Below are 22,410 nucleotides of genomic sequence, written 5' to 3' on the forward strand. Positions count from 1 at the left end.
CGGTGCCGGCCCCCGTCGAGAGCTACGCCGCGGTCGGCGACAGCTTCACCGAGGGCATGGGCGACGAACGCCCCGACGGCACGCCGCGCGGCTGGGCCGACCTCGTCGCCGCGGCGCTGGCCCACGCGCACGGAGGAACCATCGGCTACGCGAACCTCGCCATCCGCGGTCGACTGCTCGCGCCCATCGTCGACGCGCAAGTGCCCGCGGCAATAGCCCTGCGGCCGCAGCTACTGAGCATCAACGGCGGCGGCAACGACATTCTGCGACCACGCGTCTCGATTTCTGCTGTGGCCGATCGGCTCGTGGCGGCGGCGATGCGGGCGAGCGACGCGGAAATTCGCACTCTCGTCGTGAGCGGTGGCAACCCGACGCGGCACATTCCTCTCGGTGCGCGTTTCGAACGTCGCGGCGATGCGTTGGCCGACGCCGTGCGCACCCGCCTCGAGGGCAGCGGCGTGCTGTTCGTCGACAACTGGTTCGACGAGCGCTTGCCGGCACTGCAGTACTGGTCGATCGACCGCCTGCACTTGAACACGCACGGTCACACGGTCGTCGCGAGCAACGTGCTCGCGGCCCTCGAGGTGCCGATTGCCGGGGCGGTCATGGCTCCCGATGCGGGCGACGAGCTCGAGCGACCGCGCACGGCCGAGTACTGGCGCCGCTATGTGCTGCCCTGGATCGGTCGCCGGCTCACCGGTCGATCGTCGGGCGATGACCGCGACCCGAAGCGTCCGAGCCTCGAACCGGTCGACGTCGCAGCACTCTCGTGACCGTTGTGGGCGAACCCTCAGCCCCTCCGCATCGAATGGTCACCATGATCTCTCGTCGTTCAGCGCTCGCTGCCGCCGTTTTCGCACTCGGCGCCGCGCTCGTCGGCTGCGCATCCGTCGACGATCCGTCATCGACCCTGCCCGCTGACGCTCCGCTCATCGCGTTCTACGGCGATTCGTACACGCTCGGCACGGGGGCGACGAGCCCGAGCGTGCGCTGGTCGACCCGCATCGCCGAGAGTCGGGGCTGGCGCGAGTTCAATCCGAGCGTCAACGGGCTCGGATTCATCAACAACCGCACGCTGTTCGGCGACGGCGACGTGCCATCGATGATCATCGAGCAGCAACCCGACCTCATCATGGTGACGATGGGGCTCAACGACAACTTCTCTTTCCCCTTCGCCGCCGACGCGATTGAGGCGCAGATCACGACCGATCTGCGGCGGCTGCGCGACGGGGTGCCGGATGCCCGCATCATCGTCGTCGAACCCTTCTGGTACACCGCTCAGCAACCGGAGTCGGTCGGCATCATCATCGACTGGGTGCGCGCGGGCGCTGCCGCCATCGGTGCCGACTACATCGAGGGCGCGTCGACCTGGATCGCGGGGCGAGACGGCGAGATGGCTGACGACGGCCTGCACCCGAACGACGAGGGCTATACGCTCATGACCCGCCGCATGGACGCGGCACTGCTCGAGCTCGGGCTCTGACGCCGCGCGTCAGCGATCGGGTGACAGTGCCGCGGCGATGATGATGAGCGCGGGCAGCGCGAAGAGCGTCGACAGCAGCACGGCGTCTCGGGCCATGGCGACGTGCCGATCGAACCGATGCGCCCAGGCGAAAACATGTTGCGCGGCGGGTAGGGCGGCCAGCACGACGACCGCGAAGAGCGCCTCGGGGCCGAGTGCGAACACGAAGCTGCCGACCGCCCACGCGATCACCGGCATGAGCACCGACTTCAGCAGCGTCGCGAGCAGCACGTCGCGGCGTCCGCTGCCGGGGGCGAGCACACGAGCGCCGTGCAGCGACATGCCGAAGAGCAACAACACCACCGGCACCGCCGCCCCTCCGACCAGACGAAACGGTTCAAGAACCTGCTCGGGCACGGGAACCTGCAGAGCAGCGATGAGCAGCCCGAGAGCGGAAGCGATCAGAATCGGGTTGCGCACCGGCTGCAGGGCGATGCGCGCCCACGAGGTCTTTCCGCTCGTGCTGGCGTCGAGAATGGCGAGCGCGATGGGCGCGAAGATTGTGAGATTCACGAGGATGACCGGAGCCGCGAGCGCGGCGTCGCCGAGCACGTAGAGCGCGATCGGCAGACCGATGTTGTTGGCGTTCACGTAGCCCGAGGCGAGGGCAACGATCGTGGTCTCGGGCACGCCGCGGCGCCAGATCAGTCGCGCGACGAGCGAGGCGATCACGAAGCAGCTCACCGCCGCGATCATCGAGACGGGCACCAGGGTCGAGAAGAGCACTTTCGGCTCAGACTGCGAGAGCACGGTGAGCAAGAGCGCTGGCGTCAGCACGAAGAACGAGAGTCGCGAGAGCACCTGGTCGGCGCGCTCGCCGAGCAGCCCGATGCGCGCGATCACCCAGCCCACGAGAATGATCGCGGCGATGACTGCGAACCCGGTGATGACGCCGATCACGGCATCAGCCTGTCACGACCGGCGCATGGTCATGACCGCGCGGCGGCGGTCGGTCGGCCGACGATCGGCGAGGTGACACTGCCGATGCGCTCGATATCGACCGTCACTACGTCGCCGTCGTTGAGCAGCACCGGGGGCGTGCGCACGTAACCCACGCCTTCAGGCGTGCCGGTCACGATGATGTCACCGGGGTTCAGGGTCAGCGTGCGGCTCACGAGGGCGAGCACCTCGCCGAGCTCGAAGATCATGTCGCGAGTGTTGCCGTCTTGCATGGTCTCGCCGTTGACGATCGCCCGCACGCGCAGGCCCTCACGCAGGTCGCCGACCTCGTCAGCGGTCACGAGGTCGCCCATCGGGCCCGAGTCGTCGGCGTTCTTGCCCAGGGTCCACTGGGCAGTGAGCTTCTGCGCGCGACGGGCGGAGAGATCGTTGAAGGCGGCATAACCGAAGACCGCAGCACGGGCCGTGTCGGCGTCGGCGACCGCGATGGGCGCCCCGACGACGGCGGCGATCTCGGCCTCCCAGTCGAGACCGGCCTCATCGACCGGCACCGCCACGGGGGCACCGTCGGTGACGAGCGACGCGGTCCAGCGACCGAAGATCATCGGGTGGGCGGGAGGTTCGAACTTGCCTTCGGCTGCGTGGGCTCGATAGTTGAGACCGAGGCAGAGAATGCGGGCGCCGTCGGGTACGGGATGCGCGAGGGTAGCGCCGTCGACAGGGATGCGCTCGGTCACTTGAGCGGCGCGCTCGAGGCCGGCTGCGGGGTCAGCCCAGAAGGACGCGACCGTACCGAGAGGAATGAGGTGGTCGCCGTCGCGGGCCGCGACAAGCCGCTCGCCCTCGGGGGTGACCATGCCGACGATGCGCACGAGAGAGACCTCCTGATCGGAGCGCACAGGCGGCGCTCGCCTAAACATTACAACGTTTCGTAGGTTTGTCTAGAAATCCCTCGCGAGGACTGTTAGCGTGCGGGCATGGTCACCGAGGCTCCTGCCACGCGCGCGCAGGCGCTCGCCGCGACGATCGAGCGCACGATCACCGAGCAGGGCCTGCAGCCCGGCGACGCCCTCGGCACGATCGAGAGCTGGCGCGAGACTTCGGGGTTCGCCCGGGCCTCGGTCAGCGAGGCCCTTCGGCTGCTGGTCGATCGCGGGCTGGTCGAGATCAGACCCGGCCGCGGTGGGGGTGTCTTCGTTGCCCGCACAGGTCCGGTTGTGCGACTGCGCCACACGCTCATCAGCGTGCACGGCGAGGCCACGACGCTCGCCGACGCCATCGCGATTCGTGAGTCGCTTGAGCCTCTGCTCGTGCTCGATGCCGCTCGGTCGCGCACCGCTGCGCATACGCGGGCTCTGCGCAGCAAGCTGGCGAAGCTCGAGTCGGCGCTCGACGATCACGATGCCTTCATCCGCGCCGTCTGGGTGTTGCACGAGCAGATCGCCGCCATCACGCCCAACGAGATGCTGCGGGCGATCTACCTCACCATGATGCACATCATCAGTGATCGAGCGGAGGTCGCCGTGAGCGATGCGAACGACACCCACCTGGCCGAGGACTACCGTCAGCATCGACTCGCGGTGCACCGCGAGCTGGTCGACGCGATCGAGGCGGGCGACCTCGAGCGGGCATCCCGTGCTGTGGCGGCGCACTCCGACGAGGCCGGCGCGTGACCGGGCCGCTCGCCGGTGTGGTCGTCGTCGACCTGAGCCGAGCACTCGCCGGTCCGCACGCGGCGATGATGCTCGGCGACCTCGGCGCGCACGTCATCAAGGTGGAGTCGCCCGGCATCGGAGACGACACCCGCGGCTGGGGCCCGCCGTTCGTCGGGCCGCCCGAGGCGCGCGAGAGCACCTACTTTCTCTCGGCGAATCGCAACAAGCAGTCGATCGAGCTCGACCTCAAGAGCCCCGACGACCTCGCGACCCTGCGGGCGATGGTGCGCCGGGCCGATGTGCTCATCGAGAACTTCAGGCCCGGCGTGCTCGACCGGCTCGGACTAGACGCTGCGACGCTGCATGAACTGAACCCCCGGCTCGTCGTGCTCGCCATCTCGGGCTTCGGGCATGACGGCCCCGAAGGCGGTCGCGCGGGCTACGACCAGATCGCCCAGGGCGAGGCCGGGCTCATGTCACTCACGGGCTCGAGCCCCGACGACGTGCAGCGCGTGGGCGTGCCCATCGGTGATCTGCTCGCCGGCATGTACGGTGCCTACGGCGTGCTCGCTGCTCTGCACGAACGCGAGTCGACGGGCCGCGGTCAGGTCGTGCGCACGAGCCTGCTCGCAGCCATCGTCGGCGTTCATGCCTTTCAGGGCACACGATTTACCGTCGCAGGCGAAGTCGGTCGCGCGCAGGGCAATCACCACCCGAGCGTCGCGCCCTACGGATTGTTTGCGACCGGTGACGGCCGCATTCAGCTCGCCGTCGGCAGCGAGTCGCTGTGGCGCGCGCTGTGCGAGGTCATCGACCTCGACCCGTCGAGCCCCGACTTCGCCACGAACGCTGCGCGCGTGGCGAATCGCGAGGCGCTCATTGCGGCGATTGAGCACGCTTTCGCCGAGCACTCAAGCGCCGACCTGCTCGAGCGACTCGAGGCGGCGGGCATTCCCGCCGGCGTCGTGCGCTCGATCGACGAGGTCTACACCTGGCCGCAGACGCGGTCGCAAGGTCTTGTCGTCGAGGTTGACCATGCGACGCTCGGCACCATCGAACTGCCCGGCCCGCCTCTGCGCTTCTTCGACGCCGACGGCATCGAGCAGACCCGCCGCGAACACGTCGCCCCGCCCACACTCGGTCAGCACGGCGATGCCGTGCGGGCGTGGCTCGGCGAGTTGCCCGACGAGGCGAGTGCCGAGTGGTGAGCGGCGACGCATGAGCATCGACCGGCCCGATGCGCGCACGCTCATCGACCTCACTCTCGACCCGGGCAGCTTCGACTCGTGGGATACCGACGCGCGGCAGCCCGACGTCGGCGAAGAGTACGCGCGTCAGCTCGTCGAGGCGCGCGAGCGCACGGGCGTGACCGAGGCGGTCGTGACCGGCGCCGGAACCTTGAACGGGCATCCGGTCGCCGTCATCGTCGGAGAGTTCGGCTTTCTCGCCGGCTCGATCGGCACGGTCGCCGCGGATCGCATCACCGCGGCACTGCGGCGCGCCACCGCTGAGCGGCTGCCGGTGCTGGCCGCCCCCGTCTCGGGCGGCACGCGCATGCAGGAGGGCACGGCCGCCTTTACTCGCATGGTCGACATCACGGCCGCGGTCGTCGACCACAAAGCGGCTGGTCTGCTCTACCTGGTGTATCAGCGCCACCCGACGACGGGCGGGGTCTTCGCCTCGTGGGGATCGCTCGGCCACATCACGGTCGCGCAGCCGGGGGCGCTCATCGGCTTTCTCGGCCCGAAGGTGTACGCGGCGCTGCACGGCCGCGAGTTTCCGCCCGGCGTGCAGTCGGCCGAGAACCTGCTCGCGCACGGTCTTGTCGACGCCGTGCTCGAGCCGCGTCACCTGCGGCCGATGATCGCGCGCGTGCTGTCGATCGTCGCGGCGCCGGAAACGCCGACGCCGGTCGATGCACCGTCGCCTGCAGGCGACGAACCCGATGCGTGGGATGCCGTGCTCATCTCGCGCCGCCCTGGCAGGCCCGGCGTGCGCACGCTGCTGCGCCTCGCGGCGACCGACGTGGTACCCCTCTCGGGCACGTCAGAAGGTGAGACCGAGAAGGCATCGACGGTCTCGCTCGCGCGCATCGGCGATCACGGTGTCGTCGTGGTGGGGCTCGACCGGCATGCGCAGTCGTTCGACGGGCCGCTCGGCCCCGGCGCCCTGCGTCAGGCGCGACGCGGCATGGCGCTCGCCGCTGAGCTCGGCCTGCCGCTCGTCACGATCATCGACACTCCCGGTGCCGCCCTGTCGCGCGAGGCCGAAGAGGGCGGCCTCGGCGGCGAGATCGCTCGGTGTCTCGCGGCCCTCATTATGCTGCCCGTGCCGACGGTGTCGGTCATCATGGGCCAGGGCACCGGCGGAGCCGCGCTCGCACTACTTCCAGCAGACCGGGTGATCGCCGCCCGTCACGGCTGGCTCGCGCCTCTGCCGCCCGAGGGAGCGAGCGTCATCCGTCACGGCGACATCGAGCACGCCGCAGCGATGGCCCGGGCGCAGGGCATCACCGCTCACCAGCTGCACCGCCAGGGTCTCGTCGACGCCGTGGTCGACGAGCGGCCCAGTGCCGAGCTCGAGCCCGAGCAGTTCTGTCGACGGCTCGGCGAGCAGATTCGCGCGCAGATCACGCACGCCCGCAACGCCGACATCGCCGGTCGCGCGACCCGCCGCGCACGCCATGCCCAGCCGTTCCGCATCGACGAGGAGGTCGACCATGCCCGCTCATGACGTGCACGCCCACTACTACCCACCCGAGTACGTCGCCGTCGTGCGCGAGGTCGCGGCAGAAGAGGGCCGCGCGGGCGAGGTCGCCCGGGCTTTCCTGCAGCACCGCATCATCACGAAGGTGCCCACTTTTCTCGGCGACCTCGACGACCGGCTGCGTCTCATGGACGCCGCGGGCATCGAGCTTCAGGCCCTGAGCTTCGCCTCGCTGAACATCTGGCACCGCGACGCCGCAACGCGGTCGCGTCTCGTACAGGCCTTCAACGACGGGTGCTCGGCCGTGGTCGCCCGGCACCCCGACCGCTTTCGACTGCTCGCCTCGCTTCCTCTGCCGCACGTCGACGAGGCGGTGGCAGAGGCCCATCGGGCCCGCACCCTTCCGGGATTCGCCGGCTACAGCATCCCGACCCACATCGACACGGTGCCTATCGATGCCGAGCAGTGGCAGCCGGTCTACGCGGCGATGGCCGAGGAGAGTGCCCTCGTCATCACGCACCCCGACGGCTTCTGCGCTCCGGGCGCCCTCGCTGACCACGGCATGGAGTGGGCCATCGGCGCACCCTTCGAAGACACCATCGCGGCCGTGCGCCTGCTCGCCTCGGGTCTGCTCGATGAGCACCCCGCGCTGACCTGGGTGATTCCGCACCTCGGCGGAACGCTGCCGTTCTTACTGCACCGGCTGCTGTGGCGCTGGAAGCTCGAGACCGAGATGCTCGGCACCGATGACCACGCCGCGACCTCGCTCGAGCGGCTGCTGTTCGAGACCGCGAACTGCTCGCCGCACACACTGCGCTTGGCGCTCGAGGTGCTGCCTGCCGGCCGCATTGTCTTCGGCACCGACTACCCCTTCGTCGACCCGGCCGACCTCGTGCGACCCGTGCAGCTCGTGCGCGACGCGCTCGACGAGACCGAGGCCGAAGCCATTCTTTCCGGCCGCATCGCCCCCCTGCTCACCCCGACCCGGATGGACGCTTCATGACCACGACCCCGCAGCGCTGGCCCGGAGACCGCACCGGCGCGGTCGCCATCTCGATCATGTTCGAGCAGTGGGATGCCGGGGTCGCCCCGGGCCTCGGCCCCATGGGCAACCCGCTGCCGGCCGGGGCCCTCGACCACCAGGCTGTCTCGTGGGCCGACTACGGCTGGCGCACGGGTGTCTGGGCGGCTCTTGAGCTGCTCGAGAAAGAGCAGATCGCGGCCACCTTCTACGTCAGCGGCATGCTGACCGAGACGGCTCCGGATGCTGTGCGCGCGATCGCAGAGGCCGGTCACGAGATCGCGGGGCACTCGTGGGCGCAGAATCGCATTCCGGCACTCATCGGCCGGGAGGAGGAGAGCGCCGAGATCGCGCGTTGCACCGAGGCGCTCGCGGCGGTGAGTGGGCAGCGCCCGCGGGGCTGGATCAGCCCGCGCTGCACGCCGAGCGCCAGCACGAGCGAGCTGCTGGCAGGGCAGGGCTACGAGTGGCACGGCGACGTGTTCGACGCCGACCAGCCCTATTGGCGCGAGACGCCCGAGGGCCGCATCGTTGCCCTGCCCTTTGGTATGGAGATCAACGATCTGCCGATGACCGTGCGCTACGGCCAGCCGACGCGCGAGCTCGTCTCGAGTTTTGCTTTCGAGGCCGCCGCGATCGCTCGCGGCCCGCGGCCCGGCCACGTCGACGTGACGCTGCACGCGCACGTCGGCTGCCGCCCCGCCGGTCTGCTCGCGCTGACGCAGATCATCGCCGAAGCACGACGGCTCGATTTCTGGATCGCCACGCGGGGCGATCTCGTCGACCACTTCGTGGATGAGTAGACGGCGCGCTGGTCGAGCTAGCGCGCGGGCGGCTCGGCCACGTGGCCGAGGCGCTCGCTCATACGCCGAGCAGCGTCGTTGACGGCGGCGCCGACTTCGTCGATCGACAGCTTCTGCAGCCGGTCCATCGGGCTACTGAGGGTGAGCGCCCCGGCGCATCGCCCCGTGGCATCGAAGAACGGGGCCGCGACACCCCCGCCATTGGGCACCCAGCGCCCGGGGCTGTACGAGTACCCGAGGCGCACGTCTTCAGCGAGCTGAGCGCGCACGGCTTCGGGGTCGGTGAGGCTCACGTCGGTGTGGGCGACGATCGGCTGCTCGAGAATGCGGTCGCGCTCGTCGCGAGTCAGTCCGCTGAGAATGGCCATACCTGAGGCACCGCTCACGAGCGGGAACGGCTTGCCCATCTCGATGACGTAGCGAATGGTGTTGTCGCAATCGACCTTTGACCGGTACACGAGCGTGTCGTCGACGCGGGCGACGGCGTAGCAGGTCTCGTTGAACCGGCCGACGAGTTCTTTCAGCAGAGGCTCGGCCGCTTTGGCGAGCGAGTCGCGCTCTGACAGCGCTGCAACGATCGAGAACAGTCGCGGACCAGCCGCGTACACCCCACGCTCGCGCTCTTGCTCGACGTAGCCGAGCTCTTCGAAGTGGGTGAGGATACGGCTGACGGCGCTGCGGTCGATGCCGGTGCGGCGAGCCGCCTCGCGCACGCCGATGCCGTCGACGTGGGTCGCCACGAGTTCGAGCAGCGTGATGGCGCGCACGAGCATGCCCGACTTCTGTGACGCGGCGGTCGACGAACTCTCCATAGCGGCCATGCTACTGAAACTCGCTCCAGTCCCGGCTTGACACCATCGCAGAGGAAAGGGAAGATAACAAGACAACGTCTTGATAAACAAGACACGAGCACAACAGGCCAGCTGGGTCTCACGGTCATTGCGACTGCAGGGTTCCGAGGTCGTGACGACGAAGGAGTCATCATGACGAACATGACGGGCGCGCAGTATCTGTCGCGCGCACTCGACGCATACGGCGTCGACGCCGTATTCCTCGTACCCACTGCGCTGAGCGCGACTTTGGTGGCGATGGAGAACGAGACGTCGATCAAGCGCATCGTGACCCACGGCGAGAAGGCCGCCGCCTACATGGCCGACGGCTACGCGCGCGCCACCGGCAAGCCCGGCATCTGCATGGCCCAGAACATCGGCGCCGCCAATCTCGCAGCCGGCCTGCGCGACGCCTACCTCGGCTGCTCGCCCGTCATCGCTCTCACCGGCGGCCCCTACGAGTGGAGCCGTGGCCGCAATTACTACCAAGAGATCGAAGACTTTCCGCTCTTCAAGCCCGTGACGAAGTCGAGCCGTCAGGTCTTCGACGTGGCGCGCCTTCCCGACCAGCTCGACCAGGCCTTCCGCGATGCCACGACGGGCAAGCCCGGCCCGACGCACCTCGAGCTCGCCGGCCACACGGGCGACATCATTGAGAACCAGTCGTTCGAGGCCACGGTGCCGACGCCCGGCGATCGCCGAAGCCCCGCCCTGCGCGTGGCGCCTGACCCCGAGGCCATCGCGGCGGCGGTGGCGGCTCTGCGCTCGGCAGAGCGACCCGTGATTGTCTCGGGCGGCGGCGTGCGCACGTCGGGTGCGGCAGCCGAAGTCGTCGCGCTCGCCGAGCGGCTCGGTGCGCCCATCGCGACCTCGCTCAACGGCAAAGAGACCGTGCCGGGCGACCACCCGCTGTCGATCGGAATCCCGGGGCTGTACGCCCGCGCGAGTGCCAACCAGATCATTCTCGAAGCCGACCTCGTGATGTACGTCGGCAGTCAGACCGGCAGCCAGGTGACGCTCACCTGGCAGGTTCCTCCGACGAGCACGCGCGTCGTGCACCTCGACATCGAGCCGACCGAGCTGGGCCGCCACTACCCCGACACCGTGGCCGTCGTCGCGGATGCTCGCCTGGGCCTCACCGCCCTGCTTGAGGCGCTCGGCTCGGTCGACACTGGGCCAACTCAGCAGTGGCGCGACCGCGCCGCCGAGCTGACCGCTCGGTGGCGTGAGAGCGTCTCGTCGTTGACCTCTGACGACGTTGAGCCGATGCGGCCCGAGCGACTGGTCACGCAGCTGAACGGGCTTCTGCCCGACAATGCCATCGTCGTGAGCGACACCGGGCACGCGGGCATGTGGACGGCGGGCTACCTCGACTTGACGCAGCCCGACCAGGGTTTCTTGCGCGCTGCGGGGTCGCTGGGCTGGGGTCTGCCGGCCGGCATCGGTGCGCAGATCGCGCGCCCCGACGCCCAGGTCGTCGTCTTCACGGGCGACGGCGGACTCTTCTACCACTTGAGCGAACTCGAGACCGCCGCCCGCTGGAACGTGCCGCTGACGATCGTCGTGAACGACAACCGCTCGCTCAATCAAGAGATCAACCCGTACACGGTCGCCTACGGCGGTGAGCTCACCGGGCGTCACCACGAGCTGTGGCACTTCGACGACGTCAACCTGGCGACCGTGGCCGAGAGCCTCGGGGTCACCGGAATCCGCGTCACCAAGTCGAGCGAACTCGCCCCCGCCATGGCCCGCGCCGCCGAGATCAACGGCCCCGTGCTGATCGACGTGGTCTCCGACATCGATGCGGTCGCGCCCAAGGGCTCAGCCGCGCGCGCGCAGAACTGACCGATGGCCCCGGCTCTGAGAAGGACATCCATGACCCCCCACGACCTCACGGTGCGCGCGTTCCTCGAGAACGCCGTCGAGCGCAACACCGCCGAGCCATACCTCATCTGGACCGGTTCCGACACGGCGAGCGAACAGCAGTCGTACGAGCAGTTCAATGCTCACGTCGACGCCGCCGCGGCGTACTGGCACCACATGGGCGTGCGCAAGGGCGATCGTGTGGCGTTCATGGCTGATAACAGCCCCGGCTTCTTGCACGCCTGGCTCGGACTCGCGAAGATCGGCGCCGTGCTCGTCGCGGTCAACACCGGGTTCAAGCTCGCCGAGGCGCAGTATCTCATCGAGCACTCCGAAGCGCGGTTCGCCCTCATCGATCCGGCCCACGCCGAGCTCTTCCACCGCATCGGCGAGAACGCACCGGGTCTGCACTCGACCCTCGTGCTCGGCGAGGCCGAGGGCTACGACGACTTCATCGCGGGCGCCACGCAGCTCGACGGCCGGGCGCCGAGCGTCGACCTCGACCCCGACGACCTCATCTCGCTCATCTACACCTCGGGCACGACCGGCCGACCCAAGGGCGTCATGCAGTCGCACCGCAACTACGTCATGACGGGCCAGGCGTTTCCGCACTGGATGAAGATGCAGCGCGGCGATCGCATCTACGCGTGCCTCCCGCTCTTCCACATCAACTCGCAGGCCTACTCGACGATGGGCGCCATCGGCACCGAGGGTGCGATGGTGCTCGCACCGCGCTTCAGCGCCACTCGCTTCTGGCCCGACGTGCGCGAGCACGGCGTGACGATGTTCAACATGATCGGCGCGATGACGGTCATCCTGTCGAAGAAAGAGCCGAGCCCCGACGACCGCGACCACAAGGTGCGCGTCGCCTACGGCGTGCCCGCGCTGCCGCATGCCGTGCGCACCTCGATCGAGGAGCGTTTCGGCATCGCGTGCGTCTCGGGTTTCGGCATGAGTGAGACGACCTACGGTCTGCTCGAGCCGATCGACGAGCCGCGGCACCCCGACTCGATGGGCGTGCCACGGTCGCACCCCGACCCTGCCTACCCCGCTACCGAGGCGAGGATCGTCGACGCCAATGGCGTCGAGGTGCCGCGCGGTGAGATCGGCGAGCTCGTGCTGCGCAACGCGGCCATGATGCTCGGCTACTTCAAAGACCCCGAGAAGACCGCCGAGGCACTGCGCGAGGGCTGGCTCTACACGGGTGACAGCGCGTGGCAGGCCGACGACGGCTACTTCTACTTCGTTGACCGCAAGAAAGATATCGTGCGGCGTCGCGGCGAGAATGTCTCGTCGCTCGAGGTCGAGATGGTCGTCAACACGCACCCCGCGGTGCAAGAGTCGGCCGTCATCGGGGTGCCCTCTGACCTCACCGACGAAGAGCTGTGCGTCTTCGTCGTGCCGCGAGACGGGCAGACCATCGACCCGGCCGCGATCATCGCGTGGTGCGACGAGAACCTCGCCGCCTTCAAGGTGCCGCGCTTCGTCGAGACCGTCGACGCCCTGCCGAAAACCCCCACAGCCAAGATCGAGAAGCACCGACTGCGCTCGGGCGACTACGGCGTGGGCGAGCGCTTCGACGGGGGAGTTCGCTCGACCAAAGCAGCATCGCGCGGCTAGCGCCGAGCATCCGTTCTCGCTCCACCCGTACCTCAGACCGATCGATCACCAGCAAGAGAAAGAAGAACACGATGGCAGAGACGCCGAATGTCGAGACCGTGCGCGCGCTCGTGAAGCAGTACTCCAACTGGGGTCGCTGGGGTGCCGACGATGATCGCGGCACCTTGAACCACCTGACGCCGGAGCGTGTCGCGGCCGCGGCCGCGTGCATCCGCTCGGGCAAGCGCATCTCGATGGCGCTGCCGATGGATGCCACGGGTCCGCAGGTGAGTGGCGGCTTCGGTGGGCGCTTCAACCCCATTCACCTCATGTTCCGCGACGGCGGCGACATCGCCATGGGCACGGTCGTCGACGAGTTCTACCAGGGCAACGACCGCCACCTGCGCGGCACCGACGACCTCATCATCATGGCGCTGCAGTCGTCGACCCAGTGGGATGCGCTCGCGCACATCTTCTTCGACGGCCACATGTACAACGGCTTTACCCCCGACCAGGTCACGAGCAAGGGCGCCAAGGTCGGTGCCGTCGGCGTCGCGGCCGATCAGATGGCGGGTCGCGGCGTGCTACTCGACATCGCGCGCCTCAAGGGCGTCGACGCGCTCGACCCTGGTTACGCCATCACCGCTGACGATCTCGAGGCCGCCGAGAAGATGCACGGCGTCACCGTCGGCGCCGGCGACTTCCTCATGGTGCGCACCGGCATGACCGGCGAGCGCAAGGGCAAGTGGGGCGACTACGCTGGCGGCCCCGCCCCGGGGCTCGGGCTCGAGTCGATCCCGTTCATTCACGGCCGCGACATCGCGGGCCTCGCCGTCGACACCTGGGGCATGGAGGTGCTGCCGAACCAGACGCCCGACGTCTTCCAGCCCCTGCACTGCGTCTTCATCGTCGGCATGGGCCTCTGGGTGGGCGAGATCTTCGACTTCGAGGCGCTCGCCGACGACTGCGCCGACGACGGCCAGTACGACTTCTTCTTCTGCGCCCCGCCGATGACGTTCACGCGCGCCGTCGGGTCGCCCGTGAACCCCATGGCGATCAAGTGACGCGTCCACGGGCCGACTCCTATTCGATCGCCGTACTGCCGGGCGACGGCATCGGCCATGAGGTCATGGGGCCGGCGATCGAGGTCGTCGACCTGGTCGCCGAGCACCAGGGCTTCTCGGTCGACTGGACGACCTACCCGTGGAGCTGCGGGTTCTACCACGAGCACGGCGTGATGATGCCCGACGACGGTATCGATCAGTTGGCCGATCACGACGCCATCTTCTTGGGCGCGGTCGGTGACCCCTCGCTGCCCGACCACCTCTCGCTGTGGGGGCTGCTGATTCCGATCAGGCGCGCCTTTCAGCAGTACATCAACCTGCGGCCCGCGCTGCTGCTGCCCGGCGTTGTGAGCCCGTTGCGCGACACCTCGCGCGGCATCGACATTCTCGTCGTGCGTGAGAACAGCGAGGGCGAGTACAGCGAGGTGGGCGGCCGCGTCTTTCCCGGCACGCCCGACGAGTTCGCCGTGCAAGAGGCGATCTTCTCGCGGCGGGGCACTGAGCGCGCGATCGAGTACGCGGTCTCGCTCGCGCAGAAGCGGCAGAAGAGAGTGGTCTCGGCGACGAAGTCGAACGGCATCATTCACTCGATGACGTTCTGGGACGAGGTGTTTCACGATGTCATGGCCCGCCACCCCGAGATCGAGGGTCGGCTTATGCACGTCGACGCCCTTGCGGCGCGCTTCGTGAGCCACCCGCATGACCTCGACGTCGTGGTCGGCTCCAACCTCTTCGGCGACATCCTGACCGACATCGGTGCGGTCATCGTGGGCAGCATGGGCATGGCGCCCTCGGCGAACCTCAACCCGACGGGCGAGTTTCCGTCGATGTTCGAGCCCGTGCACGGCTCGGCTCCCGACATCGCCGGGCAGGGCATCGCGAACCCGATCGGCCAGATCTGGTCGGCCGCGATGATGCTCGAGCACCTCGGTCGCCCCGAGGCGCATGATGTGATCATGACCGCCATCCACCACGTACTCGGCGAGACCGACATGCGCACTCCCGATCTGGGCGGCACCGCGACGACGACCGAGGTTGCCGACGCCGTGCGCACCGCTGTGCGTCACGCCCTGACGGTGGAGGCAGCATGAGCGCTCCGACACGACCGCCGATCACGCCGCGAGGTGAGGAGAAGGTCTTCTTCGACCGCCTGCGCGAGCATAAGCTGGTCTTTCAACGCTGCGCGGGATGCTCGCACGCGGTCTTCCCGCTGCGCACCGTGTGCCCGCACTGCTTCGGCGAGTCGCTCGACCTCGAGCGCGCCGCCGGAACGGGCACCGTGTACTCGTTCACGGCGCAGGCCCGCGCATCCCACCCATTCTTCGCCGCCGACGTGCCGTACACGCTCGTGCTCGTCGACCTCGATGAAGGCGTGCGCGTCTTCGCGAACCTCGTGGACTGCCCGCCTGATGACGTCAGCGTCGGCATGCCCGTCGAGGCCGTCTTCGACGACGTCGAGCCCGAGCTGACCCTGCTGAGGTTCCGGCCCGTCTCGATCGAGGAGCAGTCATGAGTATCCGCGGCACGAGCGCCATCGTGGGCGCCGCCCAGCTCGACACCTTCAAGACCGACGGCAAGTCGCCCGTGGGCCTCATGGCTGTTGCCGTGAACCGGGCGCTGGCCGATGCGGGCTTGACGCTCGCCGACGTCGACGGGCTCTTCACAGCCTCGTCGTACTACGCCTTCCCGACCCTGACGCTCGCCGAATACCTCGGCATCCATCCGCGGCACATGGATTCGACCGCGCTCGGGGGCTGCTCGTTCATCGCGCAGCTCGGACACGCGGCCGCGGCGATTCAGGCAGGGCTGTGCGACGTGGCTGTGGTCGCCTACGGCAGCACCCAGCGCACTGACGCGGGCAAGCTCGTGAGCATGGCCGAGAGCTCGCCCTACGAGCAGCCCTACGGTCTCATCCACCCGATTGGCGCGTTTGGCATGGTCGCGCAGCGGCACATGGCGCAGTACGGCACGACGAGCGAGCAGCTCGCGCAGTACGCGGTCTCGGCGCGCGAGTGGGCCCTGCTGACCGACACCGCGCCGTACCCCACCCCGCTCACCGTCGACGAGGTGTTGAACTCGGGAGTCATCACGAGCCCGCTGCACAAGCTCGATTGCTGCCTCGTCACCGACGGCGGCGCGGCGGTCGTACTGGTCTCGGCCGAGCGCGCACGTGATCTGCGCGACAACCCCGTGTACCTGCTGGGCTCAGGCGAAGCAGTCAATCACCGCAACGTGAGTCAGATGCCCGACCTCACCGCCACCGAGGCCGCTCGCAGCTCGCAGCGAGCGCTGCAGATGGCGGGCGTCACGCTCGATCAGATTGACACCGCGCACGTCTACGACGCCTTCACGATCAGCTTGCTCGTGCTGCTCGAAGATCTCGGTTTCTGCGCCAAGGGCGAGGGGGGCGCTTTCGTGGAGAACGGCAACCTCGCCCCCGGCGGCTCGCTCGCGCTGAACACGAACGGCGCGGGGCTTGCCCAGGTGCATCCGGGCATGCTCGGCATGTTCTTGATCATCGAGGCCGTGCAGCAGTTGCGCGGTGACGCGGGCCGACGCCAGGTGCCCGATGCGCGGCTGTCGCTCGTGCACGGCATGGGGCTCACCCTCGCAGCCCACGCCACCGCCGTGCTGTCGACGCAGCCCGAACCCTGACCCACCACCGATAGAAAGCAGTGCCTCCCATGCAGTCGTGCGATCGCCTCTCGATCACCGTGCTCGTCGACAACTACATCGACATGCTCATGCCCAACACGGCGACGATCCGCCGTCAGGGCATGCCCGAGCACTTCCTGCCGCGCCGCGGCACGCCGCTGGCCGAGAACGGTATCTCCTTCCTGCTGAAGGCCACGACGGCCGGGCGCACGACGACGATCCTGTTCGATGCGGGCATGAGCGGAATCCCGATCATCCACAACGCGAAGGTGCTGGGGGTCGACTGGGACGAGATCGACCAAGTGGTGCTGAGCCACGGGCACCCCGACCACTTCGGCGGCATCTATGCGGCGCTCGAGGCGATGGGCAGGCGCGTGCCGCTCATCGTGCACCCCTCGGCGTTCCATCCCCGGTCGATCAAGCGGCCCGACATGATGATCCAGTACTTCAACCGCGGGCTCACTGAGCACGAGCTCGTCGAGGCTGGCGCTGCCGTCGTGGCGGTGCGCGAGCCCCTCGACATCGCCCCGGGCATCATGACGAGCGGTGAGATTCCGATCTCGGTCGATTTCGAGCACGAGGTGCCGGCGGGCCGCATGAGCATCCGCGACGGTCACGTGCACCCCGACCCCATCGACGACTACCTGACGCTCATCATCAACGTGACCGGCGTCGGGCTCGTGGTGCTCGACCCGTGCGGGCATTCGGGCGTGCTGAGCTCTCTCGACCACGCGCAGAAGCTCACGGGCGTGGATGCCCTGCACGGCGTGCTCGGAGGCTTCCACCTCGGCCACGCGGGAATCACCCAGCAGAAGATCGATCAGACCGTGGCCGGCCTCGGCGAGCGAGGCCTCAAGCTCATCGCGCCGATGCACTGCAGCGGATTCCGCGCCCAGCGCGCAGTCGCTGAGGCGCTTCCGGAGTCGTTCGCGCTCATGACGGCGGGTGCCGAGCTCGTCATCGAGGCGTCGAGCGCGGCCTGAGCATCCCGCAAAAATCACGATTTGAAACCAGTAGCCCAAAAAATAAGACACTGTCTTGACATTGGCCCACCGGGCTGTCAGATTTACCAGTACGACGCGCGTACCCGGCTCGAGAGCCAGGCGAGCGGCACCACCGACACACACCGCACTACCCCAATGCACCGGACCAAAGGAGATTCGAGCATGAAGAAGCATCTGCAGTTCGCGGCCATCGCCGCAGTCGGCGCCCTCGCTCTGAGCGCCTGCACCGCGCCCGCCACCGACCCCGGTGCCGAGCCCGGCGAAGAGCGCTACGAGATCACGATGGCCATGGCCTCGGGTGACACCTACACCGCCGAATGGTGGGGCTGGCTCGCTGCTCAAGAGCTGGGCTACTACGACGAGCTGGGTCTCGACGTCGAGTTCGTCGCCGCAGGCGGCTCAGGCTCGGCGATGGAGCAGGTCATCGCGGGCAACGCCGACGCGGGCAACCCCTCGGCACCGGCCTTCGGTGAGGCGGCTCTCGTCGGCCTTCCCGTCGTGAACATCTTCACGTATTCGAATGGAGCGATCTTCGGCATCTTCGTGCCCGAAGACGGCCCGTTCCAGTCGATCGCCGAGATGCGGGGCGCCAACATCGGCATCTCCGAGGCCGGCGGCGGCGAGGTCGCGTTCCTCGAGGCCGCACTGCGTGCCGAAGGAATCGACCCCATCACCGACGTGCAGCTGATTCCGATCGGCGACGGCGGACCGGAGACCCTGGCCGCGCTCGACAACGGCTCGGTCGACGTGTACTCCACGGCCTACAACGACATCTTTGCGATTCAGACGGCCGGCGTGAACCTCGTCGACCTGACTCCCGCCATCTACAACACGTTCCCGGCCCGTGGCATCATCACGACGCAGGACACTCTGTCGAGCAAGGGTGAGGCGCTCGAGCGCTTCGCTCGCGGAACCGCGATGGGAATCTACTTCTGCTACGAGAACCTCGAGGCGTGCCGCGACCTCATGAAGGGTGCGATCCCGCAGGCCTTCGAGCAGAACGCTGATGGCGTCTCGCAGGGCGACCTGCGATTCGAGCTGGCCACGACCCAGGTGCGCCCTGTCGACTTCGACAACATCGGCCAGCACGATGTGGACGGCACCCAGGCCTTCGTCGACCTGATCCAGTCGACGTCGCCTGACTACATCGCTGTGGACGCGAACGACATCCTGTTCGACGGCTTCATCGCCTCGGCGAACGAATTCGATCGCGCTCGCGTCGCCGCGGATGCTGCTGCCTACGAGTTCCAGAACCAGTAGACCAGCCGCACCGGTTCAGCTGATTTTCACTATCGAGAACTGAGAAAGAACACCATGACGACCATGACCCAGACCGCACCCCTCGTGAGAGTCGACGGCGTGACGAAGCGCTTCGGCTCCGGTGACAAGGAAATGGTCGCCCTGAGTGGGCTGAACCTCGAGGTCCGGGAGGGAGAGTTCCTCTCCCTCCTGGGCCCGAGTGGCTGCGGGAAGTCGACCGCCCTCAACATCATGGGCGGCCTTCTCGACGCGACCGAGGGCACTGTCACATTCAGCGGCGAGCCGCTCACCGAGCCCAACCGGCACATCGGAATGATGTTCCAACAAGCGGTGATGTTCCCCTGGCGCACGACCCTCGAGAACGTGCTGCTGCCCGTCGAGATCTTCGGCGAGAAGAAGAAAGACTTCATCCCGAAAGCCGAAGAGCTGCTCGAGATGGTCGGCATCAAAGATTTCCGCGACTCTTACCCCTGGCAACTGTCGGGAGGTATGCAGCAGCGCGCCGCTCTGTGCCGCGTGCTCTTGCACGACCCCAAGCTGCTGCTGCTCGACGAGCCGTTCGGTGCGCTCGACGAGTTCACCCGCGAGGCGATGAACCAAGAGCTTCTGCGCCTGCAGGACTACTCGAAGTCGACTGCGGTGCTCGTGACGCACAACATCACCGAGGCGGTGTTCATGAGCGACCGCGTCGCCGTCATGAGCGCTCGCCCCGGACGACTCGTCGACATCATCGAGGTGCCGTTCGATCGGCCCCGCCGCCCCGACCTTCAGACGACCACGGAGTTCATCAAGCTCGTCGCGAAGGCCCGCCAGATGCTGGAGCTGCAGTGACCACCACCGCGCCCCCGCCGGCTCCGGCCCGAAGCGCACCAGCGCCCGGGCCGACCTGGTGGGAGCGTTTCCGAGGCGGTTCGGCTTGGATCGTCATCACGACGGTCGCCATCATCATCGCGGTATGGGAATTCTTCCCGCAGCTAGGGTTCGTCAACCGGGTGCTGTTCCCGACATTCAGCGAGACGGTCGTCGCTTTCGTCCAGCTCGTAGGTGGCGGCTATTGGTGGGACGACCTCGCCAAGACGATGTCGGCGGTTGCGATCGCCTGGGTCATCGGCGTCGCCTTCGGCTTCACGATGGGCGTCGTGCTCGGCACGTCACCCTTCATGCGCCAGGCCATCACCCCCTACGCCATCGCCGTTCAGGCACTGCCCAAGGTCGTGCTCGCCCCCCTGCTCATCGGGTGGCTCGGGTTCGGCCCGGAGAGCAAGATCGCCCTCGCGGTCATCATCTGCTTCTTCCCGGTCTGGATCGACACGATGGTCGGCCTTGCTCTGCCATCGGCCAATGAGTTCAAGCTCATGAAGTCGCTCAAGGCCAGCCGCTGGCAGGTCTTCACGAAGCTGCAGCTGCCTTCTGCTCTGCCGATGATCATGGTGGGCGTGAAGCACGCACTGCTGCTGGCCTTCACTGGCGTGATCGTCGCCGAGATCTTGTCGGCGTCAGACGGCGGGCTCGGCAAGCTCACGAAAGAATTCGCATCCCAGCTGAACATGGGCCTGGTGTACTCGGTCGTCACGATCGTGGTCATTCTCTCGATCACGCTCGTCTCCATCGCCGATGTCGTCGAGCGCCGTGTCGTGTTCTGGTCTGAAGAGTCGAGGGCGAGAAGAAAATGACGAGAACCGAAGTGATGGCGCAGATCGCCGTCGACAGCTCACCGAAGAAAAAGAACTTCCTGCGCTCGCCCTACCTGCTGACGCTCGCGCTGCTGCCGATCATCCTTGCGGTGTGGTGGCTCGCCACCACCGTCACCAAGTCGGTTCCGGCGATTCTGCTGCCGACGCCTGAGTCTGTCTGGGCAGCTTTTCCGCGGGTGCTCGGCGCCGATGGGTTCGGCGACCAGGTGATCCGAACCCTCACCGAGATCGCGGGTGGTTTCGCGCTCGGAGCATCGGTCGGATTCTTCCTCGGCGTGCTTCTCAGCTCATCGAGCCGGCTGCGCGCAGCGTACCTGCCGTTCCTCTCGGCACTCGAGGCGATTCCGACGGTGATCCTCGCGCCGATCATCATCGCCTGGATCGGATTCGGCATCGAGGGCAAGATTCTGCAGGCTGCGATCGCGTGCTTCTACGCCGTCTTCATCACGACGCTGTCGGGTCTCGGCCTCGCCGAGCCCAACGCTGTCGCGCTTATGAAGTCGCTTCGGGCGTCGAAGTGGCAGACCATGGTCAAGCTGCGTATTCCGACCGCGCTGCCCGTCATCTTCGGTGGCCTGCAGCTCGGTGCGACGACCGCCATCATCGGCGCCATCGTGTCGGAGTTCATCGGTGCGACGGGTGGCCTTGGCTATCTCATGCTGCGGTACCGCTCGAGCTTCGACACCGCCGCTTACTGGGTCATCATCTTCCTCTTCCTCGTGATCGGCCTGGTGGTCTACCTGACCATCTGGTACATCGAGAAGCGCTTCGTGTTCTGGCGACGCATCGAGGTCACGCGGCCCGATCTGGAGAAGCAGTGAGCATCGACATTCACGCGCACACCGTGCCGCGCGGCTTCATCGCCGAACTGGCGCACGAGGTGCCGGAGGCGGCTCCTGCGCTCGTGCAGCGCGGCGACGAGTGGTGGTTTCAGTACCCGAGCGGGCGCATGAGCGGCCCGATTCCGCTGGGCATGGTCGACACCGAAGCGCGCCTTGCCGACATGGATGCTGCCGGTGTGCAGCTGCAGGCTCTGAGCGTGCCGCCGCCGCACTTCAACTACCGTCTCGACGACCAGGCAGCGGCGGTGGCCGCGCGACTGCACAACGACGCGATGATCGCCATGGCTCGGCAGCACCCCGAGCGCTTCGTCGTGCTCGGGCACCTGCCGATGCAGAGCGAGCAGGCCGCGCACGACGAGCTGCAGCGCCTCATCGCGATCGACGAGGTCGTCGGTCTCGAGCTCGGCACCAACGTGGCGGGCGCGAACCTGGGCGACGGGCAGTACGCCTCGGTCTGGCAGGCGATCGACGCGAGCGGCCTCGCCGTGGTGCTGCACCCCGGTGCTGACGTCGCCGGCATGGATCGCATGCACGACTACTTCATGCACAACTACGTGGGCAACCCCACCGACTCGACGATCGCCGCGGCGTCGCTGCTCTTTCAGGGCGTGCTCTCGCGCAACACGGCCCTGCGGGTGGCGCTGCTGCACGGCGGCGGCTTCGTGCCGTACCAGATCGGCCGGTTCGACCACGCCTGGTCGGTGCGGCCCGAGGCGCGCGAGCACCTCGACGTGGCGCCGTCGAGCCTGCTGCACCGCTTCTGGTTCGACTCGCTCACGCACGACGACCTCTCGCTGAGGTTCTTGCACGACCGCGTCGGCGACGACCGTCTCGTTCTCGGTAGCGACTACCCGTTCGACATGGCCGACAGCGACCCGGTGGGCTCGCTGAAGCGCGCTCTCGCCGATCGGCCCGACGCTGTGCGCAAGGCGCTCGATGACAACCCGCGAGAACTCTTGACTCGGCGCCCCGGCGCCTAATCAGGCTCGGCC

The 22,410-nt window shown here is 67.8% G+C and carries 22 protein-coding genes; 19 read left to right on the top strand and 3 right to left on the bottom strand.

Features of this window, described 5'->3' with window-relative positions:
- Positions 1-2 precede the first annotated feature (2 nt).
- Together KL788_RS11120 and KL788_RS11125 are read left to right on the top strand one after the other, a co-directional pair.
- Positions 3-773 (top strand): SGNH/GDSL hydrolase family protein, encoded by a 771-nt coding sequence (locus KL788_RS11120; RefSeq protein ID WP_293171460.1) that lies wholly within the window; start codon positions 3-5, stop codon positions 771-773.
- 44 nt (positions 774-817) lie between these two features.
- Positions 818-1,483, top strand: a complete 666-nt coding sequence (locus tag KL788_RS11125; protein WP_293171463.1) for an SGNH/GDSL hydrolase family protein — start codon at positions 818-820, stop codon at positions 1,481-1,483.
- Between the two features lie 9 nt (positions 1,484-1,492).
- On the opposite strand, the gene KL788_RS11130 is transcribed toward KL788_RS11125, so the two are convergent.
- Complete coding sequence (locus KL788_RS11130) at positions 1,493-2,422, bottom strand: AEC family transporter (protein WP_293171465.1); 930 nt, start codon at positions 2,420-2,422, stop codon at positions 1,493-1,495.
- 29 nt (positions 2,423-2,451) lie between these two features.
- On the bottom strand, positions 2,452-3,321 hold the full coding sequence (locus KL788_RS11135; RefSeq protein ID WP_293171468.1) for a fumarylacetoacetate hydrolase family protein: 870 nt from the start codon (positions 3,319-3,321) through the stop codon (positions 2,452-2,454).
- 78 nt (positions 3,322-3,399) lie between these two features.
- On the opposite strand from KL788_RS11135, the gene KL788_RS11140 reads away from it, so the two are divergent.
- Genes KL788_RS11140 through KL788_RS11160 form a run of 5 tightly spaced genes read left to right on the top strand, consistent with a single transcriptional unit; the run spans position 3,400 to position 8,607 of the window.
- Positions 3,400-4,095 carry a FadR/GntR family transcriptional regulator gene (locus KL788_RS11140; RefSeq protein WP_293171471.1) on the top strand — a complete coding sequence of 232 codons (696 nt, stop codon included), beginning with the start codon at positions 3,400-3,402 and terminating at the stop codon, positions 4,093-4,095.
- Positions 4,092-5,285 (top strand): CaiB/BaiF CoA transferase family protein, encoded by a 1,194-nt coding sequence (locus tag KL788_RS11145; protein WP_293171474.1) that lies wholly within the window; start codon positions 4,092-4,094, stop codon positions 5,283-5,285. Before KL788_RS11140 ends, KL788_RS11145 begins: the two co-directional genes overlap by 4 nt.
- A gap of 10 nt (positions 5,286-5,295) precedes the next feature.
- Positions 5,296-6,810, top strand: a complete 1,515-nt coding sequence (locus KL788_RS11150; RefSeq protein ID WP_293171478.1) for a carboxyl transferase domain-containing protein — start codon at positions 5,296-5,298, stop codon at positions 6,808-6,810.
- On the top strand, positions 6,797-7,786 hold the full coding sequence (locus KL788_RS11155; RefSeq protein ID WP_293171481.1) for an amidohydrolase family protein: 990 nt from the start codon (positions 6,797-6,799) through the stop codon (positions 7,784-7,786). Before KL788_RS11150 ends, KL788_RS11155 begins: the two co-directional genes overlap by 14 nt.
- Positions 7,783-8,607: a polysaccharide deacetylase family protein gene (locus KL788_RS11160; protein ID WP_293171484.1), complete on the top strand. Its 825-nt coding sequence runs from the start codon at positions 7,783-7,785 to the stop codon at positions 8,605-8,607. The genes KL788_RS11155 and KL788_RS11160 overlap by 4 nt, the downstream gene beginning before the upstream one ends.
- Before the next feature lie 17 nt (positions 8,608-8,624).
- Here the strand turns inward: KL788_RS11160 and KL788_RS11165 are convergent, their stop codons facing one another.
- Positions 8,625-9,419, bottom strand: a complete 795-nt coding sequence (locus KL788_RS11165; protein ID WP_293171487.1) for an IclR family transcriptional regulator — start codon at positions 9,417-9,419, stop codon at positions 8,625-8,627.
- 171 nt (positions 9,420-9,590) lie between these two features.
- On the opposite strand from KL788_RS11165, the gene KL788_RS11170 reads away from it, so the two are divergent.
- The 12 genes from KL788_RS11170 (at position 9,591) to KL788_RS11225 (ending at position 22,398) form a co-directional block, all read left to right on the top strand.
- On the top strand, positions 9,591-11,282 hold the full coding sequence (locus KL788_RS11170) for a thiamine pyrophosphate-binding protein (protein WP_293171489.1): 1,692 nt from the start codon (positions 9,591-9,593) through the stop codon (positions 11,280-11,282).
- Positions 11,283-11,312: 30 nt separating this feature from the next.
- Positions 11,313-12,920: an ATP-dependent acyl-CoA ligase gene (locus KL788_RS11175; protein WP_293171492.1), complete on the top strand. Its 1,608-nt coding sequence runs from the start codon at positions 11,313-11,315 to the stop codon at positions 12,918-12,920.
- 71 nt (positions 12,921-12,991) lie between these two features.
- The gene (locus tag KL788_RS11180; RefSeq protein ID WP_293171495.1) at positions 12,992-13,963 is read left to right on the top strand and encodes a cyclase family protein; all 972 of its coding nucleotides are present in this window, start codon (positions 12,992-12,994) and stop codon (positions 13,961-13,963) included.
- Entirely contained in the window at positions 13,960-15,054 is a 1,095-nt protein-coding gene (locus KL788_RS11185; RefSeq protein WP_293171498.1) for a tartrate dehydrogenase, read from the top strand. The genes KL788_RS11180 and KL788_RS11185 overlap by 4 nt, the downstream gene beginning before the upstream one ends.
- Complete coding sequence (locus KL788_RS11190) at positions 15,051-15,476, top strand: Zn-ribbon domain-containing OB-fold protein (RefSeq protein ID WP_293171501.1); 426 nt, start codon at positions 15,051-15,053, stop codon at positions 15,474-15,476. The genes KL788_RS11185 and KL788_RS11190 overlap by 4 nt, the downstream gene beginning before the upstream one ends.
- Positions 15,473-16,618, top strand: a complete 1,146-nt coding sequence (locus tag KL788_RS11195) for an acetyl-CoA acetyltransferase (protein ID WP_293171504.1) — start codon at positions 15,473-15,475, stop codon at positions 16,616-16,618. The genes KL788_RS11190 and KL788_RS11195 overlap by 4 nt, the downstream gene beginning before the upstream one ends.
- A 29-nt stretch (positions 16,619-16,647) precedes the next feature.
- On the top strand, positions 16,648-17,601 hold the full coding sequence (locus KL788_RS11200) for an MBL fold metallo-hydrolase (protein WP_293171507.1): 954 nt from the start codon (positions 16,648-16,650) through the stop codon (positions 17,599-17,601).
- 183 nt (positions 17,602-17,784) lie between these two features.
- A complete protein-coding gene (locus KL788_RS11205) occupies positions 17,785-18,882 on the top strand; it encodes an ABC transporter substrate-binding protein (RefSeq protein ID WP_293171510.1) in 1,098 nt (365 codons plus the stop codon).
- Positions 18,883-18,936: 54 nt separating this feature from the next.
- Positions 18,937-19,713 (top strand): ABC transporter ATP-binding protein, encoded by a 777-nt coding sequence (locus tag KL788_RS11210; protein WP_293171513.1) that lies wholly within the window; start codon positions 18,937-18,939, stop codon positions 19,711-19,713.
- On the top strand, positions 19,710-20,555 hold the full coding sequence (locus KL788_RS11215) for an ABC transporter permease (RefSeq protein ID WP_293171516.1): 846 nt from the start codon (positions 19,710-19,712) through the stop codon (positions 20,553-20,555). The genes KL788_RS11210 and KL788_RS11215 overlap by 4 nt, the downstream gene beginning before the upstream one ends.
- The gene (locus KL788_RS11220) at positions 20,552-21,397 is read left to right on the top strand and encodes an ABC transporter permease (protein ID WP_293171519.1); all 846 of its coding nucleotides are present in this window, start codon (positions 20,552-20,554) and stop codon (positions 21,395-21,397) included. The genes KL788_RS11215 and KL788_RS11220 overlap by 4 nt, the downstream gene beginning before the upstream one ends.
- A complete protein-coding gene (locus KL788_RS11225) occupies positions 21,394-22,398 on the top strand; it encodes an amidohydrolase family protein (RefSeq protein ID WP_293171522.1) in 1,005 nt (334 codons plus the stop codon). Before KL788_RS11220 ends, KL788_RS11225 begins: the two co-directional genes overlap by 4 nt.
- The last annotated feature ends 12 nt before the right edge of the window (positions 22,399-22,410 follow it).

Origin of the sequence: Microcella sp. (assembly GCF_019739195.1) — a bacterium.
Taxonomy (GTDB): Bacteria; Actinomycetota; Actinomycetes; order Actinomycetales; family Microbacteriaceae; genus Microcella.